This window comes from Oscillochloris sp. ZM17-4 (assembly GCF_019599295.1).
Classification (GTDB): Bacteria; Chloroflexota; Chloroflexia; order Chloroflexales; family Chloroflexaceae; genus Oscillochloris.
Genome location: NZ_JAIEWN010000069.1, coordinates 1 through 15,803, shown reverse-complemented (window position 1 = coordinate 15,803; position 15,803 = coordinate 1). Strand labels below are relative to the sequence as shown.

Genomic DNA, 15,803 nt, shown 5'->3' with positions numbered 1-15,803 from the left:
GGGCTGCTCAAACCAGGCCATCGCCGAGCGCCTGGTGATCACCGTCGGCACCGCCAAGTGGCACGCGCACAATATCTACGCCAAGCTCGGCGTCAGCCGGCGCACCCAGGCCGTGGCCCGCGCCCGGGCGCTGGGGCTGATCACGTAAGTTGCTTGCGGTGAGCGCACAAAAACGTCGGGGGGGCACCGCATACCTTCGCGCGCATGTCTGCGCCCGTCCATACCCTCCCCACCCGACGGTTTCGTGCGCTCCCGGTCGCCCCTATCCGCGCCTCCACCCACCCCCTACCCCCCAACCTACCTTTCGATAGGCCACATCCGCGCGCTGCGGGTGTACAACTATGTCTGAAAGGGAGGTCCACATGGAGCGCTACACGATCATCGTCAGGGGCCAGCTCGATCAGCGCTGGGCGCAGCGCCTCCAGGGACTCACGATCACCTCGCTGCCAGATGGCACCACCCGGCTGCGCGGCACCCTGTCCGACCAGGCCGCCCTGCACGGCGTCCTGGCAAGCATCCGCGACCTGGGCCTGCCGCTGCTGCTGGTGCAGCGCCACGCGCCCGCTGATGTCGCCGATACAGATGAGGTGGCCCCATGAGTGTCATCATCAGACGACTGGCAATCGCCGCCATGCTCCTGGCCCTGCTGGCCGCCGCCGCGCCCGCCCCGCTTCAATAACAAGGTCGGCTGGGCGCGCACCCACCTGGGTAAGGCCAAGCTGGCGGAGAGCCTGCGCCGAGGCTGGTTCCGCATCACCGGCATAGAGAGCCTGATCTGGGCTCAGGGAAAAACATCATGCACCCGTCTGTGACGCTCAAAGATAAAGCCCGAGGCGTCCTCCAGGTCTTCCGGCCTGAGCTTCCTGCTGCGGCGGGCGTGTGTGTCCTGCTCGGGGAGGTGCTGGCCTTGGGCACCGCCCCTCCGCGTTCGGCGATGGGGCTTGGCTTCGTGTGCGGCTTCTTGCTGTCCGGCTCGGCGCTGATCACCAACGATTACTTTGACCTTGAGGTTGACCGCGTGAACGCGCCGCAGCGCCCCTTGCCCGCCGGTATCCTCACCCCACACGAGGTGATGGCGTTGGGGATCGGCACAGCGATCCTCGGGCTCGCGGCGGCTGCGGCATTCGGCCCGCTCGCCCTCGGGCTGAGTCTGGTGATCTGGCTGATGGGCTTCGCCTACAACTGGAAGCTGAAGGCGGCGGGGCTGTGGGGCAACCTCGTGGTCGCCGTCTCGGTGGGGATCACCTTTATCCTCGGCAGCATCGCCGTGGGGCAGCCGTGGAGCCCGACCGTCTGGACGTTCGCGCTGATCGCCCTGGTGTTTGACCTCGCCGAGGAGATCGCCGGGGATGCCATGGACGCCGAGGGCGACCAGCAACGCGGCTCGCGCTCCATTGCGCTTATGCGCGGGAGAGCGGCGGCGCTGCGTATCTCGGGCGCGCTCTTTGGCCTCGTCGTGCTGCTGACCCTGCTGCCCGTCGGGCGGGGCACGTTCGGGCTGGCGTACCTCATGCCAATCGGGCTGATGGATCTGCTGATCATCTTCTTCGTGACCAGGCTCCTTGGCAGCCACACCCCCGCCGAAGGCCGCAAGGCCATGCGCGGGCTCTACCTGAGCGGCTCCTTGGGCCTGCTGGCGTCTCTCATCGGCTCATTGGTTGCGCGCTGACGAGGGCAGGCATGGCATACCTTGTCATTCTTGTCGATGAGCCGAGTTTTCTCCTGCCCCGCACGTAGCTCAGGGCGTGCCTCGCGGGCGGAGCCACGTGCGCCAGAGGGCAAAGCCCAACGCCGCGCCGGCGACCAGCACCCAGGCCAGCGCCCAGAACACGGGCGGCAGGAAGGTGATGCGGGCCATCGCGTGCGCGTCGCTCAGCTCGCCGAGCCCGCTCACCGTCGTCACCGTGAAGAGCGTGCCGAGGTCGCCCAGGGCGCTCAGCCCGACCCAGAAGGCCACAAGGTTGAGCAGGAAGAGCGACCAGCGTGCGCCCACCCGCCAGGCGGCGACGAGCAGCAGCGCGCCGAGCCCGACGCCGGTGCCGACCGTCAGCAGGCCGCTGAGGAATTGGGCGCTGAGCACGGTGGGCAAGCCGTAGCGCAGCGTGAGCAGGGCGAGGGCGGCACCGAGCACGCCCAAGGCGACCCGACTGCGCTGCTGGCTGCGGCCCAGCGTGATCAGCGCCGCGCCGAAGAGGGCCGCGCCGACATAGCCCGCCGGGATGATCAGCCAGCGGATGCCCCCGGCGGTGTAGGCCAGGCCCGCGCCGTCAGGGAAGACCACGAAGCGCAGAAAGGCCCCGCCGGTCAGCAGGGTGACCAGCCCGTGGCTCAACTCGTGGACGATGGTGGTGAGCAGGCGGAAGGGGTAGGCGAGCGGGCCGAGCCAGCCAAGCACGATGGCAGATAGGGCGGCGATGATCGTCGTGATGCCAGGAGTGAGCGCCGCTGGCGGCGTGGTGCTGCTGGATGATGGAGGGTACATCGAACCTCCCAAGTCAGTGCGATGGGTCTGTAAGACTGACGCCACAGTCGGCCTCCATGTTGCAGAGGTAGCGCGCTGGGAGGCACTTGGTGCGACACCGCCTACCACAGGCCCCACCACGGGCGTGTCGGCTTCGCGAGACTCGTGCCGAGCGCGGCATCAAGCGCTTTGGCGCATTCGAGGTAAGGGCTTGCCTGTTCAAGGGAGAGCCCTCAAACGTCGGGGGAGGATATGGACGGGCGCAGACATAATCGCGATACGCGATAGTAGGTATGCCCCCGACTTAGTGCGCTCCTATTACTCGCGAGAAGGGGAGTTCTCAGCGTCTCATCTCCACACCCCGCAGCCCGCGCAGGCGCAGCGCGCCGTCTGGGCTCACCGAGAACATCCCGCCCCGCCCGACGTAGCTCTCGCCGAAGACCTGGCCCGCCTGCGCCAGCAGCGACACCGTGCGGCCCTGCTCGTCGAAGAAGCCCCCGTTGATCGCCGCCAGCGCCCCGCGATCCCGCGCCCAGCGCCCGATCACGCGCGGGCTGTCGGGCGCGTAGCCCACCTCGAAGCGCAGCAGCGCCGGGTCGAGCCGCACCACCCGCAGCTGGGCCTGGATGCCCTCGCCCAGGGCGACCCGCAGGCGGCGCAGCTCGGCCCCCGGCGCCGCGTCGATCCAGCCGCTGTCGGCGGGGGGCTGCGCGGGCGCGGCCGTCGCCTCGGCCGGCGGCGCGCCGGTGGGCGTGGGCATCAGCGTGGCCACCGGCAGGGCTGGCCCCGGCTGGCTCTCTATGAGGCGGCCGCAGGCGGCGAGTAAAGCACTAGCGATCAAGAGCGCCAGCAATGTTGAATGCTGAATGTGGAATGTGGAATGGCGCACTACGACTCTGTTCCCTCTAGAACCTTTAGCATTCAGCATTCAGCATTCAGCATTCAACATTACAGAAATAGCCCGTAAAGCCCAGCAGCTTTAGCGCTGGGATATAAGGGCTTCACCCGCGGCTCGACTGAGCTCGCCGAAGTCTTTAGCGGCTTTAGCCATCCGATACGGCTTCCTAATGCACTAAAGCACTTGTAGTAGAACAAATAATCTGGTATAATAGAGCTATGACACGAACGATCCAGACGACCTACCGCTATCGCCTCAACCCCACCGTTGCGCAAGAAATCTTGCTCAACCAGTTTGCTGGGGCAAGGCGGTTCGTGTGGAATTGGGCCTTGGATCGCAAGAAGACTCACTACCAGCAGACGGGCGGGACGTTGGGGTTTGCGGCGCTCTCTGCGGAGCTGACGGCGCTGAAACAGCAGCCGGGAACAGCGTGGCTGCGCGAGATGGATTCGCAATCGTTGCAGCAGGCGTTGCGGGATCTCGATAGCGCGTACCAGCACTTCTTTCGCCGCATCAAGCGGGGCGAGAAGCGCAAAGGATTTCCCCGGTTCAAGTCGCGCAAGACCGACACGCCGCGCTTTCGCATCCCGCAGCGAGTCGAACTGCACGCCGAGTCCGTATCGGTGCCGAAGATCGGCATGATCCGTGCGGTCGTGCATCGCCCGCTGGAGGGTGTCACGAAGGGTGCGACGTTCAAGCGGGAGCCGAGCGGGCATTGGTTCGTCAGCCTCGTCACCGAACAGCAGGCCGCACCACGCACGGAGCGTCCGGTACAGACCCACGTTGGCATAGACGTGGGCTTGAAGTCGCTGGCGGTGTATTCGACCGGCGAGACGATTGCGAACCCGCGCTGGTATCGCACGCAGCGCCGTAAGCTGCGCCGCGCACAGCAGGCACTCAGCCGCAAGGTGCGTGGTAGCCACAACCGGGACAAGGCGCGAGTCGTGGTGGCCCGCCTGCACCAGAAGATCCGGAACCAGCGCAACGACTTTCTGCACAAGCTGAGTACGGATCTGGTTCGTCACTACGACCTCGTTTCGATAGAGGATCTGAGCATTCGCGGCCTTGCGAAAACCAAGCTGGCTACGAGTGTTCTGGATGCGGGATGGGGCATGTTCCGGTCGATGCTGGAGTACAAGGCCGACCGGAACGACACCCATGTGGTTGCGATAGGGCGTTTCTTCGCCTCCTCGAAAATGTGTGGCACGTGCGGCTGGATACACGAGCTGACCCTGGCCGTGCGCGAGTGGGATTGCCTCAATCCTGCGTGCGGCGTGCATCACGACCGGGATGTGAACGCCGCACGAAACATTGACCGTGAAGGCAAGCGCCTGTTTGATTTGAGGGTCGCGGCGGGACACGCCGAGACATAAAACGCCTGTCGAGACCCGGTAAGCCCAATCGTCATGGTTGGCACGAGTCGATGAAGCAGGAAGCCCAAGAGCTTTAGCCTTGGGTATTTCACTTGTTCCGCCTGTCGGCGATCGACTGGTGGATCTCCGCGCCCACCGCCTGCTCGGCGCGGGCATCCTCGTCGGGCAGCAGCAGCTCGGGCACCGCGTGCGGCCGCCCGCCGTCCCGCGAGATCGCCACCATGCTGAAGTAGCCCGTCGTGCAGACCCGCCGGTCCCCGCGCAGGGGGTGCTCGGCGAAGACGCGCACCCGCACCACCATCGAGGTGCGGCCCACGTAGATCACCTTCGCCGAGGCCTCGACGATCTCGCCCTGGCTGATCGGCGTGCGGAAGTCGAGCCGCTCGGTCGACGCCGTCACCACCGGCTGGCGGCAGAAGCGCAGCGCCGCGATCGCCGCCGCCTTATCCATCAGGGCCATCAGGTCGCCGCCGAACATCGTGCCGAAGCCGTTTGTCTGGTGCGGCAGGATGATGTCGGCCACACGCTCCTCGTCGGCCGCCCGCCTGGGCCGCTCGCCCGCTCTGTCGCTCATCGCTCGTGCTCCTGTCCTACTGCCTTGGGCCATTATAGGTGATCCCCGCCTGTCAGGGATCTCCCCTACACGGACGGGGGGATCCGCCTGGGTCTGCCGGGTATCTGCTGCTTGACACCGGAAACGTTTCCATCTATACTCGTCACATCCAGTCCGGAAACGTTTCCATCACGATCACGGAGCCACCGATGGCCAAGCCAACCATCGTCGATATCGCCAAACGCGCCGGCGTCGGCGTCGGCACCGCCTCGCGCGCCCTCAACAACGCCCCCGATGTCAGCCAGGCCACCCGCGAGCGCGTCCTCGCCGCCGCCGCCGAGCTCAACTACCACCCCAGCGCCGTCGCCCGCCGCCTCCAGGGCCAGCGCAGCGATGTGGTCGCCTACCTCCCCGAGATCGGCGACCAGCCCGCCGGCGATATGCAGTTCAAGGACTTTATCGCCGTCCTCGCCCGCAGCTGCGCCCGCCACGGCCTCGACCTCCTCTTCCACCCGCTGCGCGACGATGCGGACTACCGCGCCGACTTCGCCCGCCTCCTGCGCGGCGGCCGCGCCGATGGCCTCATCCTGGCCGATATCCGCGAGCACGATCAGCGCGTCGCGTACATGGCCGCCGAGGGCCTGCCCTTCGTGGCCTTCGGCCGCACCGCCCTCGACCTCGACTACGCCTATGTCGATCTCGACAGCCAGGCCGGCACCTTCGCCAGCGCCAGCCACCTGATCGGCCTCGGCCACCGCCGGATCGCCTTCCTCGGCCTCTCGCGCGCCTACACCTACATCCAGCACCGCTTCGACGGCTACTGCCAGGCCCTCGCCGCCGCCGGCCTGCCCCTCGATGTCGACCTGGCCGTCAACGACCTCGCCACCGAGACCGAGACCCGCGCCGCCACCCGCGCCCTCCTGGCCGCGCCGAGCCCGCCCACCGCGATCGTGGCCGCCTCCGACCTGCTGGCGATCTACGCGATGCGCGCCATCGAGGACGCCCGTTTGGTAAAATGGTGGATGTCAGCCACCAATAGAGCGAGGAAGAAAAGCACATGAGCATACCTCCGACTGATTCGCATACCCCGCTGCGCCCGACCGAGCAGCTGCCCATTGCCCTCTTCGGCGGGGCAGTTCTCTCGGTGCGCGGGCCGGACGGCAGCATCTACCTCAGCATCCATGATCTCTGCGATGTGCTTGGGATCACCTTCCCTGCTCAGCGGCGGCGCATCCTGAGCGACGAGCAGCTGAGCCCTGGCATGCGACAGTTTCGCGTTCGTACCTCCAGAGGGCCGAGCGACCAGGACTTCCTAGAGCTAGAGCGTATCCCCCTGTGGATGCTGCGTATCCAGAGCCGTCGTGTCGATGCTGCGGTACAAGATCGCGTGCGCTATGTGCAGGAATATCTCCGTATCTCGGTCTATGCTGCCTTTGCCCAGCTCATCGGGCTTACAGAGCAGTCGAGTCGTCAGATCGAGGATCTTGCCCAGCTCGATGCCATTGACCCCTCGCTCCAGGCGTTGGCCGAGCGGCAGGCCGCGCTGGAGACGAGCCAGGAGCGCGCCCGCACCGTATGGCAGACGTTGCGCGGTGATATGGACGCGCTCCGCACACGGGTTCGTGAGCTTGAGCAGGCGCTTGCCAACAAGCTAACTCCCGCCCAGCGCCGTGTGATCTACGATATGGTTCACGTCTGGGGCCACGCTCGTGCAGCCCGCGATGCGCGCCTCACGCCCGGAACGGCGATCCATGCCTGCTGGGCGTTGGTGACCATGCGATTCCGTGTCACTTCATACACCGACATTCCTGCTGGCGCGTATGAGGAGTGCCTCGCCTTTATCCAGGACTCCTACCATGCCCTCACCGGCGAGCGATTGGCAAGCTCCGAGCAGAAAAGCCTAGAGTTATGAGGAGCAGCCTGTCCTCCGATGAGCGCACCGCAGCGGTGCAGGTGGGACGGCGGCTACGTGAGGCGCGGGAGCTGGCGGGACTCTCGCTTCGTGAGGTCGCGCAGCGCGTGGGGCTGCGCGATCACACGGTCATTATGAAGTATGAGCGTGGGGACACCCCGCCGAGCAGTGCGCGACTGCGTAGCCTGGCTTTGGCCGTTGGCTGTTCGGCCGCCGCGCTGCTTGCTGAGCGTGACGATGCGGTTGCGCTTATCGGTGTGCTGGATCGAGCCGATACTGCGCGCCTCGCCCAGCTTCAGTTTGTCCTTGAGTCTCTGGATGCCCCGCCCCCGGCACTGCCGGAGCCATGAGTGGCAGGTAGGGCATAGGTGCATAGAGGCCAAAGAATCATTGTGGTGGCTTCAGGGCAGTTGGGATGTCTCGAACGGGTGTGTGTGCAACCTATGGCCATAGATGTTCCACATAACGGGAAGCTCGACATAACGGTTACGGTGATGCTGTGGTGCGACTTCTCATCGAGATTGTCATAAATAACAGCCCATGTGAGCTATTTCGCTAAGGAATGCCTTTCACGCGGGTGACATTATCGATGATGCCATGTGGTCTCATTTACAACGGTAGTGTCGCTGGCTGCGGCCAGGCGAGCCGCGAGTCGAGCCAGCCGCACAGCCCAACCAGCAGAAGCATGATCGCCACCGCCGCTCAAAGCAGTGATCTGCGTGTGGCTCATTGGCCCCAGATCTGCATCAGGATACGATTGGCCAGGATGGCGACGGCAAGAATACAGGCCAGGGTTCCGCGCCCGCTCGCATACAGCGCGGCGGCGGCCCCCCAGAGGATTGCGAACTCCATGGCCAGGTAGAGCGCCCCCGATGCGCGCATCGCGGCACCCGGGGCCACAAACGTGCCCCACACCAGCGCGGCCAGCAGCGGGGCGCCTATCGCCAATCCGACCTTGGTGATCGGGCTTTCGCCAACGCTGTAGCCCCAATACCCCAGCGCGGCGAGGGCGCACAGCTCCAGGGTGAAGCGCAGCGCCAGGTTCGCAGCTTTGATCAGACTCATGAGTGAACATCTTTCTGGAGGCGGGGAGATACCTCGCAAGCCAGCGCCTGGAGCGCCGTCGGCGCGTGCTTCACGGCGAGCGAGAGGTGCCCCTCGCCCGCGAAGATGCGCAGCTGGGCGCCGGGGATAGCTCCTGCCAAAAAGCGGGCCATCTCCGGCGTCACGTCCGTGTCGACATCGCCCTGCCAGAAGAAGGTGGGTGCCGCTACCTCGGCAAGCACAAAGCCCCATGGCGAGACCATCAGCGCCACATCCTGCTGGAGCCCGGATGGCCCCTGCTGGAGCGCCCCGCGCAGCATGGCCGAGAAGGCGCGCGCGTAGACAGACTGTCGCAACAGCGCCTGGTCGGGCGCAGTGGCTCGGCCAGCGCCCCGGCCTGGCGAAAGTCGATCGTGCCCCAGATGCCGAAGGCCACCGTTGGCGCGCCGATCGCCCAGAGCAGCCTGCCGCCCGCTGTCTGGCCGATCTGGTAGCCCCAGTAGCCGAAGGCGACGATGATCCCGGCCTCCATCAGGCCGCGCAGGCCGACCTTCACCCAGGTGAGCGTTGATCGCATCGCGCGATTCCTCCTTTCATTATGGCTGAACCAACTGCCCCAGCCGGCGGTACATCTTAGCTCCCCCGCACGGCCACCTGGCGCGCGTAGGTCGCCGCGCTGCCGCGCCAGAGGTCGAGCGCGACCCAGAGGCAGCCGACGGCCACCAGCAGGCCGTGGGCCACCCGCAGCGGCTGCGTGCCGAAGAACTGCGGGATGTAGAGCGCCAGCCCGAGCGCCAGGGGCACGCCGCTCCAGATGGGGTAGCGGCCCGAGCGCCAGATCGCGATCGCGGCGAGGATGGCGCTCCCCCCGAGCAGCAGCAGCCCGCTGAGGAATAGCAGCAGCCCGGGGCCGGCCCGCACCGCCGCCGCGATGCTGAGCAGGCTCGCGTCCTGACGTGCCAGGGCCTCCTGGCCGATCGCGTGCAGCCCATAGGCCTCGCCGCCATAGAACGGCAGGGTGAAGCCGACGCCGACCTGCCCGATCACCAGCGCCCATGCGCTCATGCACCGGGCGGGGCTATCCTCAAGCAGGCGGTAGAGCCCGAAGAGGCCCACCGGCAGCAGGGTGAAGGCCACCATCGCCAGCATATGCGCCACCAGCCAGGCGTCGGCGCCGAAGGCGGCCGCCCCGGCGAGCGTGACCTCATCGGAGAAGGGCCGCAGCGCCGGGTAGATCGCAAAGAAGACGCCGGAGATGGCGAGCGCGGCCGCGCTGAGGCGGGCGTGATCGGAGCGTTGAGTCATACAGGTACCTTCCTTCGTGATCTTGTAGATGCTCATCGCGCTACCTCCGCGACTAGGTCTGTGTATGGGGCCAGTCTAGCAGCCGGCTGAGCGCTCTGCCTCTATCTGTCGATAGAGCTGGAGGTAGGGCATAGGCGGCCGCAGGTCAGCAGGCCGAATCTACCCTGCGGTAGAGGCGTAGGGCGGACGGGCGGGCTATGCTTGGGCCAGCGACGAGGTGGAGCGACGCGCTGGCGGGCCCCATCCGCAGCTGCACGCGTAGGAAGGTCATCAGCGCGCATGCCTGCGAGGGGAACAGGGCCGCGGGTGGCGGCGTAGAGCGCTGGGTCCAGCGCGTGGCGGCGGCCAGATCATCCTGTGCCAGGGCTACGCGTGCGGCAACCGCTCCCGACCACTCGATGACCAGTGGCAGATGCAGCTCCTGCGCGGCAAAGCGGGTCATCGTCTCGCTCGTCGCCCGCGCCGCATCTCCCTGCCCCTGGGCCAGGCGCAGCAAGGTGAGCGCCGCGTAGCCGAAGGGCAGGGCATCACGCAGCGCGCCCTGCTCGGCCAGGCTCACCCTCTCAACCAGCTGCTGCTCGGCCAGGTCGAGATTATCGCGGGCGTAGGCCATGTCGCCCAGGCCGATCAGCGCCCAGCCCGCTGTCGGCAGGCAGGTCGGCACGCCATGGACGATCTGATCCGCCTGGGCACGCACCTGCGCATACGCCCGCGTCGCCGCATCCCAGTCGCCCAGGCTCTGGTGCAGTGTGCCAAGCAGGCAGCGGGTTAGAGTCGCCGTGTAGCGATCCTCGGCGGCGAGGGCCACGAGCGACTCCTCGTAGGGTGCGACAGCCGCGCGGAGCTGCCCGCTCATGCAGGGCCAGCGCCATGCTGACCATGATGAATCCGCGTAGCACAGGCTCGTCGGTGGGCGCGAGCGCCAGGGCCGCGTGGGCGCAGGTGATCGCCGCGTCGTAGCTGCCGCGCACCCGGAGGAGCTGGCTCTCCAGAGTGGCCAGCCAGGCATGCAGGCGTGCCTGCTCGGTTGCAGTGGTTGGCTCCGCCGCCAGCCGTGCTCGGCAGCAGCTTTTCTGTTACGCAACGGTCGTTCTCGGGGCTGTGCCCGGCTGCGGCGTTTCCGGTCCCGGCACCAGCCTTTTTCGGGGCTGTGCCCGGCTGCGGCGTTTCCGGTCCCGGCACCAGCCTTTTCGTGGCTCTGCCCAGCTGCGCGGCTGTCCGGCGGTCCGGCTGCGCGGAGCCGCGTTCGTTCCGTGGTAGCTGACAGTGCGGCGGCCCAACGCGCAATGAACTTCTGGAGCGCTGTGCTAGCGCGGCGTGCGGGTGCGTGATGGGGTTCTGTCCGCCCTGCCGCGCAGCAGCCAATGGGGCAGCGCAATCCTGGGCGATACGACCAGAACCAGTGCGATCAGGATCCAGGAGTAGCGGGCCAGGTTGCTGCTGAGGAAGGCGAGCGGGATCGAGATCAGGAAGATGGCGGGCGTCGTCAGGCTGCGCAGCAGCGCGAGCCGCCGCTCCCTGGGCGCAAGCGGCGCGCCCAGCAGCCGCCCGCCCGCGCTCGCGTACCACAAGCGGGCTCGTTCCGCCGCCTCTATCGCGCGGTAGAGCTCACGATAGAGCCTGGCAGGAGCAACACAGCGGAGCAACCCGCCTACGATCTCTATCGCCCGGTAGAGGCACCACGCGTCCGGTCGCCCTATCCTGGTGGTATCGACACGACGGACTGACGCAGAAGGGAAACAGCGATGCAGGCGAACACGCATGAGACCAGGCGGATCGACGCGGGAGAGGAGCGGCGTAGGCGGCGGTGGCAGATGATCCGCCGTCTGCTTCAGGCCTTTGGCTGGGGCGTCATGCTTCTGCTGGCCGTGGTCGTGGTCGCGTACGCCGGGTTCGTGCTGGTGACGGGCGCATTTCCCGCCCCGCTGCGCCCCTCGCTCGCGGTTCACCGCGTCGCCATCAGCGCACACATCGTGGGCGGGATCGTGGCCCTGGCCATCGCACCGCTCCAGCTTGTGCCGCAGCTGCGTCGCCGTGGCGCGGCAGCCCATCGCTGGCTCGGCCGGGCCGCAATGCTCGGCATGCTCGTGGGCGGCCTCGGGGGCCTGGCGATGGCGGCAGTCGCCTATGGAAACCTCGCAAGCAGGCTCGGCTTCGGCACCATGGCGCTTGGCTGGCTTACCACGGCGTGGCTCGGCTACTGGGCGATCCGGGCGAAGCAGGTGGCGGCCCACCGACGGTGGATGCTGCGCAACATCGCGCTGACGCTTGCGGCCGTCACCCTACGGCTCTGGCTCCCGCTGTTGCTGAAGGTTGGTCATCTGCCGTTCGACACGGCCTACCCGCTCGTGGCCTGGCTCTGCTGGGTCCCCAACCTGCTCATCGCCGAGGCGATCATCCAGAGATGGCCACGTCCGTCGGGGGTGCGGCTTGCCCATTCAGGCCCGGCGACCATGTAGTGCGCGCCGTTAGCGAGCGGTCAGCCGTACACAATGTAATACCATTACAGATTTCAGATTACCGCGCATGGCGTTCCAACGCGCTCTGGCGGCGGTGTGTATGCGGCTTGCTCAATTCTAGTTGGTATAACTACAGGAGGAGGGAACATCACATGGGTGCCGAGAACGTCACAATTGTCCAGCGCCTCTATGCCGCCTTCGGCAACCGGGATATTCCGGCAATGCTTGACATGCTGGCCCCTGATATTGAGTGGGGCGAGCCCGCGAACCCATACAACCCTGCGGGGGGCACGTGGCGGGGACACGCGGGCTTCCTTTCGTGGGTCGACATCGGACGGGAGGCTGAGGACATCCTGGCTCTGGAACCGTGCAAGATGCTGGTGGATGCAGACTCGGTCGCCGTCGTTGGCCATATGACGTGTCGCGCGATTGCGACGAGGAAGGTGTATGAGTCTGACTTCGTCCACCTGGTGACCTTGCGCGACGGCAAGGTGGCACGATTCCAGGAGTTCTTCGATACATACGCTGCCGGTGAGGCATTCCGCTAGGTCGCTGCCCAACGGCGCAGCGAGCAGACGCCCATCACGGGAGCGTAGACTGAGCGTTGGAAGGATACTGTAGGCAAACTTGGCCCGGTTACGCGATACTATGGAGTAAGGAGATCGCTCGGTGAAACTCATTCCGCTGATGACATTGCACGCAGAGGTGAAGCCGCCCGTTGAGGTAGGGAAGGGGCCGCAGGGCCAGCGACTTATCGGGGACTGCACAGGCGGTAGCTTTGAGGGGCCGCGCCTGCGAGGGACGGTGCTGCCGAGCGGCGGTGACTGGCTGCTGATTGACCCGGCCGGTGTCGGCCATGTGGATGGCCGGCTGACGCTTCAGACGGCGGACGGTGCCCCTATCTATATGCAGTATTATGGCATCGCCCGCTCGAACGCGCAGGTGGGGGCGGCTCTCGCGCAAGGCCGCGCGGCCGAGTATGGCGATATGTACTACTTCATCCAGCCACGCTTTGAGACCGGCGATGCGCGCTATGCGTGGCTGAATGGTCTGGTGGCGGTCGCCGAGGGCCGGCTGATGCCAGGTGGCGCCGAGTACACGCTGTTTAATCTGGCAAGCTGAGCGGCCTGCGCTCGCCTCGATGCATTGGGCGCTCCACGCTCCATTGATGCGGCGCCTGCTCTATAATGGCGCTATGCCGGGCTCTTGCGCGCTTTTGGTGATCCCGAACTCCCTTTGGCTCTTGCGCACTTTTGGTGATCCCGGTGCCAGGCGCGATCAGGCCATGAGCCGGAGCTTCAACAGATCGAGTTTCGCACGACCATACATCTGCCGCTTCACCTGCTTTAGCCGATTAACGTGGTCCTCGGTCGGGCCATTGCTCCATTTCAAGGTCAGCCTGGCTTTCACTGCCGCATAATCTTTTCGGATGCCGTTGGCAAAGCTGACTAAGGGTGCCAAGCCACTCTGTTCCGTGCGGGCGAGCCAGGCATCAAGCGGTTCCGGCTGACGCTCACGCACCATGGTCACAAACTCCTGCACCAATGTGATGCCGAGCGTCACATCGGGATGGCTGGTTGCCAGCCGATCAAGCTGAGTCTGTTCCTCTGCGTCACGCTGCTCGGGGCGCCGAAGCACCAACCAGATCAGATCTCGTGAGCTTGGAACGCGCTGGGTAGGATCGGTTATGGCTCCCGCCGTGATCCCCACCCGCCGCTTGGGCGGGATGCCCGCCGCTTTGCGCAGCTGGGTGATATAGTCCAATACCGTCGTGGAACTGCCCCGATAGCCCCGCGCCTTCAGCTCGCGGGCGACCACCGTTCCGGTATGACAACCCGCATTCCATCGTTCGAGGATGTAGGGCTTGAAGGGGTCGAGGATGCTGGGTTGGATTGAGCGCGGCGCGCGTTCCGGGAAGCTCGGTGCCTGAAGGTAGGTGCGCACCGTGTCGCGATGGAGCCCGACATGATCGGCAATCGCGCTGCGGCTCCAGCCTTGAGCATGCAGGGCACACACGTCATCATAACGCACACGCCGCCGGTCAGCCGGGCGGCTCTCCAGGGCATCTGTACGCGGCGAAGCGACCGTCGGCACCGTGACCGCGTCCACCGCGGGGGCCGGGGGAGTTGCGGTAGGTGGGCGAAGCGTCGCCTCAATCGCGGCCCGCTGCTGGTCGAAGAGCTTCACCAGCGCATCCCCCAGATTCTTCAGCACATGCCAGCGATCCGCGACCTGCACCGCATCTGGGGAACCCGTGCGGGCTCCATCCGCATAGGCACCACCGCGATCACGACTGATGACTTCGACCCCGGGATGATCCATGCGCCACTGGGCCAAGGTATCCGCTGAGCGGTCGGGGAGCAGGTCAATAATGGTTCCGCGCTCGATATCGATCAGGATGGTGCCATAGGTATGGCCTTTGCGCCGCGCCCAGTCATCGACGCCCAGAATGCGTGGGGTCGGCGGATCGGGCATCGCCGTGCAGCGTACCAGCCGGAGCAGCGTATCGCGGCTCGCCGCGTGATCCAGCTCTTCGGCCAAGCGCTGGCCAGCGGCCCCGCCCAAGGCGACCCCAATGCGCTGCTGCTGCGCCGCCAAACGTTCGGTACGCCGTGCCCACGGGCGAGCAACTTGCGGCAGGCGTTCACAGAAGATCTGGCGTGAACAGGTGGATGTGGCGCACTTGCACTTCCGCACGTGGATCTGCACGCGAACGCCCACATCGGCCCACGGCAGATCGGCGAGGGTTCGTGTGTAGGTGCTATGCACACGCGTGGCCGCAGCCGCACAGCGGGGACAGGTCGGTGCTCAGCCACAGGAACTGTCGCGGGCCGCCGCCGCTCGATGAGGCGCAGCTCTTGCAGCCGCGCGAGGTATGCTGGCAGATGCGTCTTGCTCACGAAACTCGCCGCGCTGATCTCGCCCAGCGTATGCGCGCCGGCCCCGATCACCTGGATGATCGTCCGGTGAACGCGCGGGTCGCGGATCTTATCGGAGAGGATCATGGTCGGCTCGCCGAGAAAGAGACTGCCGGGGGAGAGGATCACCTCGCGCAGGTTGCCGACCAACCGGCAGGAAGGCGGGCAGGGTGCCGAAGGAGAGCGGGCGAAGAATGCTCGGACACGTGCGGCCCGGGCTGCCTGCTGCGAAATGCAGTGCCGTTGATCAGCTCCGAGGTGACGGGAGGATCGTGCATCGATATCCGACGTGTGGGCGCTGCTAAACCCCGCTACGCGCCGGAGAGCATTGGTTACAGGATCGCCACGAAGCATGTATTGACGGATGAATACATAGCGTAGTAGAGTACGTCTGTTTTAACTTTTCTTATAGTACCGGTATCCATCACTCGATTGATGAGTGCCTCGTATACCTCACTGAGAAAGGTCGCTCACCACAGATCATTCTTGCCATCTGGAAGCTCTGCGCATCTTAGTGATGTCGCTCGCTCCTCTATACCCTCCCGATGTAGCGTCAGGTCTGCTTAGATCATACCTCACAATATGCGGTTGCCCACAACTCCAGTTTCTAAGCACAGGAGGCAGCATGTCATCCACTAACGGTCTTACCTATCGGCTGTCGCGGTTAATCATCCTGTTCACGCTTATCATCGGGCAAAGTGGCTGGGCATCCATCGCACATGCCGCAAGCAACCCCGCCGATTCCCTCCCGGTCTCCGCTCCTCCTGCCTCCCCCACCCTTCAATCAGCTTGCACCACCGATCAACTTAGTGGCGTCCCAAACCGCATTGATTTTGGCGGCAAGACAAGGTTTCAGAAGGGCCGAATCAGCTTGACAGTC

Annotated in this window: 21 protein-coding genes and 1 pseudogene; 12 read left to right on the top strand and 10 right to left on the bottom strand. The window is 65.7% G+C overall.

What is annotated here, in order from left to right:
* From K2Z83_RS26070 to K2Z83_RS26055, 4 genes are all read left to right on the top strand, one after another.
* Positions 1 to 148: helix-turn-helix transcriptional regulator (locus tag K2Z83_RS26070; RefSeq protein ID WP_220598095.1), on the top strand; the 148-nt coding region annotated here is incomplete at its 5' end.
* Between the two features lie 214 nt (positions 149 to 362).
* Entirely contained in the window at positions 363 to 599 is a 237-nt protein-coding gene (locus K2Z83_RS26065) for a hypothetical protein (protein ID WP_220598094.1), read from the top strand.
* Positions 600 to 812 (top strand): winged helix-turn-helix domain-containing protein, encoded by a 213-nt coding sequence (locus K2Z83_RS26060; protein WP_220598093.1) that lies wholly within the window; start codon positions 600 to 602, stop codon positions 810 to 812.
* Positions 809 to 1,669, top strand: a complete 861-nt coding sequence (locus K2Z83_RS26055; RefSeq protein ID WP_370650281.1) for a UbiA family prenyltransferase — start codon at positions 809 to 811, stop codon at positions 1,667 to 1,669. Before K2Z83_RS26060 ends, K2Z83_RS26055 begins: the two co-directional genes overlap by 4 nt.
* 69 nt (positions 1,670 to 1,738) lie before the next feature.
* Here K2Z83_RS26055 and K2Z83_RS26050 read toward each other — a convergent pair whose 3' ends face one another.
* Complete coding sequence (locus K2Z83_RS26050; protein ID WP_220598091.1) at positions 1,739 to 2,482, bottom strand: M50 family metallopeptidase; 744 nt, start codon at positions 2,480 to 2,482, stop codon at positions 1,739 to 1,741.
* 319 nt (positions 2,483 to 2,801) lie between these two features.
* Positions 2,802 to 3,350 (bottom strand): hypothetical protein, encoded by a 549-nt coding sequence (locus K2Z83_RS26045; protein ID WP_220598090.1) that lies wholly within the window; start codon positions 3,348 to 3,350, stop codon positions 2,802 to 2,804.
* 227 nt (positions 3,351 to 3,577) lie between these two features.
* Here K2Z83_RS26045 and K2Z83_RS26040 point away from each other — a divergent pair, with 227 nt between their 5' ends.
* Positions 3,578 to 4,732, top strand: coding sequence for an RNA-guided endonuclease TnpB family protein (locus K2Z83_RS26040; protein WP_220598089.1), 1,155 nt, complete (start codon positions 3,578 to 3,580; stop codon positions 4,730 to 4,732).
* Between the two features lie 88 nt (positions 4,733 to 4,820).
* On the opposite strand, the gene K2Z83_RS26035 is transcribed toward K2Z83_RS26040, so the two are convergent.
* Complete coding sequence (locus tag K2Z83_RS26035) at positions 4,821 to 5,306, bottom strand: acyl-CoA thioesterase (protein WP_220598088.1); 486 nt, start codon at positions 5,304 to 5,306, stop codon at positions 4,821 to 4,823.
* A gap of 188 nt (positions 5,307 to 5,494) precedes the next feature.
* Between K2Z83_RS26035 and K2Z83_RS26030 the strand changes: the two genes are divergently transcribed.
* The 3 genes from K2Z83_RS26030 to K2Z83_RS30240 are packed head-to-tail and all read left to right on the top strand — an operon-like array spanning position 5,495 to position 7,547.
* The gene (locus K2Z83_RS26030) at positions 5,495 to 6,346 is read left to right on the top strand and encodes a LacI family DNA-binding transcriptional regulator (protein ID WP_220598087.1); all 852 of its coding nucleotides are present in this window, start codon (positions 5,495 to 5,497) and stop codon (positions 6,344 to 6,346) included.
* On the top strand, positions 6,343 to 7,197 hold the full coding sequence (locus K2Z83_RS26025) for a phage antirepressor N-terminal domain-containing protein (RefSeq protein WP_255604524.1): 855 nt from the start codon (positions 6,343 to 6,345) through the stop codon (positions 7,195 to 7,197). Before K2Z83_RS26030 ends, K2Z83_RS26025 begins: the two co-directional genes overlap by 4 nt.
* Entirely contained in the window at positions 7,194 to 7,547 is a 354-nt protein-coding gene (locus tag K2Z83_RS30240) for a helix-turn-helix transcriptional regulator (protein ID WP_220598085.1), read from the top strand. Before K2Z83_RS26025 ends, K2Z83_RS30240 begins: the two co-directional genes overlap by 4 nt.
* Before the next feature lie 376 nt (positions 7,548 to 7,923).
* Here the strand turns inward: K2Z83_RS30240 and K2Z83_RS26015 are convergent, their stop codons facing one another.
* The 6 genes from K2Z83_RS26015 to K2Z83_RS25990 form a co-directional block, all read right to left on the bottom strand.
* Positions 7,924 to 8,262 carry a YrdB family protein gene (locus K2Z83_RS26015; protein WP_220598084.1) on the bottom strand — a complete coding sequence of 113 codons (339 nt, stop codon included), beginning with the start codon at positions 8,260 to 8,262 and terminating at the stop codon, positions 7,924 to 7,926.
* The gene (locus tag K2Z83_RS26010) at positions 8,259 to 8,597 is read right to left on the bottom strand and encodes an alpha/beta fold hydrolase (protein ID WP_220598083.1); all 339 of its coding nucleotides are present in this window, start codon (positions 8,595 to 8,597) and stop codon (positions 8,259 to 8,261) included. The genes K2Z83_RS26015 and K2Z83_RS26010 overlap by 4 nt, the downstream gene beginning before the upstream one ends.
* Positions 8,504 to 8,818 carry a YrdB family protein gene (locus K2Z83_RS26005; protein ID WP_220598082.1) on the bottom strand — a complete coding sequence of 105 codons (315 nt, stop codon included), beginning with the start codon at positions 8,816 to 8,818 and terminating at the stop codon, positions 8,504 to 8,506. Before K2Z83_RS26005 ends, K2Z83_RS26010 begins: the two co-directional genes overlap by 94 nt.
* A gap of 56 nt (positions 8,819 to 8,874) precedes the next feature.
* Complete coding sequence (locus tag K2Z83_RS26000) at positions 8,875 to 9,546, bottom strand: hypothetical protein (protein WP_220598081.1); 672 nt, start codon at positions 9,544 to 9,546, stop codon at positions 8,875 to 8,877.
* A gap of 145 nt (positions 9,547 to 9,691) precedes the next feature.
* Positions 9,692 to 10,402, bottom strand: coding sequence for a hypothetical protein (locus K2Z83_RS25995; RefSeq protein ID WP_220598080.1), 711 nt, complete (start codon positions 10,400 to 10,402; stop codon positions 9,692 to 9,694).
* Between the two features lie 451 nt (positions 10,403 to 10,853).
* Complete coding sequence (locus K2Z83_RS25990; protein ID WP_220598079.1) at positions 10,854 to 11,117, bottom strand: hypothetical protein; 264 nt, start codon at positions 11,115 to 11,117, stop codon at positions 10,854 to 10,856.
* A gap of 174 nt (positions 11,118 to 11,291) precedes the next feature.
* On the opposite strand from K2Z83_RS25990, the gene K2Z83_RS25985 reads away from it, so the two are divergent.
* The 3 genes from K2Z83_RS25985 to K2Z83_RS25975 all read left to right on the top strand — a co-directional run bounded on the left by K2Z83_RS25985 (position 11,292) and on the right by K2Z83_RS25975 (position 13,127).
* Positions 11,292 to 12,005, top strand: a complete 714-nt coding sequence (locus K2Z83_RS25985; RefSeq protein WP_220598078.1) for a DUF2306 domain-containing protein — start codon at positions 11,292 to 11,294, stop codon at positions 12,003 to 12,005.
* Between the two features lie 152 nt (positions 12,006 to 12,157).
* A complete protein-coding gene (locus K2Z83_RS25980; protein ID WP_220598077.1) occupies positions 12,158 to 12,553 on the top strand; it encodes a nuclear transport factor 2 family protein in 396 nt (131 codons plus the stop codon).
* A gap of 121 nt (positions 12,554 to 12,674) precedes the next feature.
* On the top strand, positions 12,675 to 13,127 hold the full coding sequence (locus tag K2Z83_RS25975; protein WP_220598076.1) for a DUF3237 domain-containing protein: 453 nt from the start codon (positions 12,675 to 12,677) through the stop codon (positions 13,125 to 13,127).
* A 156-nt stretch (positions 13,128 to 13,283) separates the two neighbouring features.
* Here the strand turns inward: K2Z83_RS25975 and K2Z83_RS25970 are convergent.
* Positions 13,284 to 14,798 (bottom strand): annotated as a pseudogene (locus K2Z83_RS25970) (ISL3 family transposase); the annotation flags it as partial.
* Between the two features lie 750 nt (positions 14,799 to 15,548).
* Between K2Z83_RS25970 and K2Z83_RS25965 the strand changes: the two are divergent.
* Positions 15,549 to 15,803 (top strand): hypothetical protein (locus K2Z83_RS25965; RefSeq protein ID WP_220598075.1); only part of this gene is annotated, 255 nt, incomplete at its 3' end.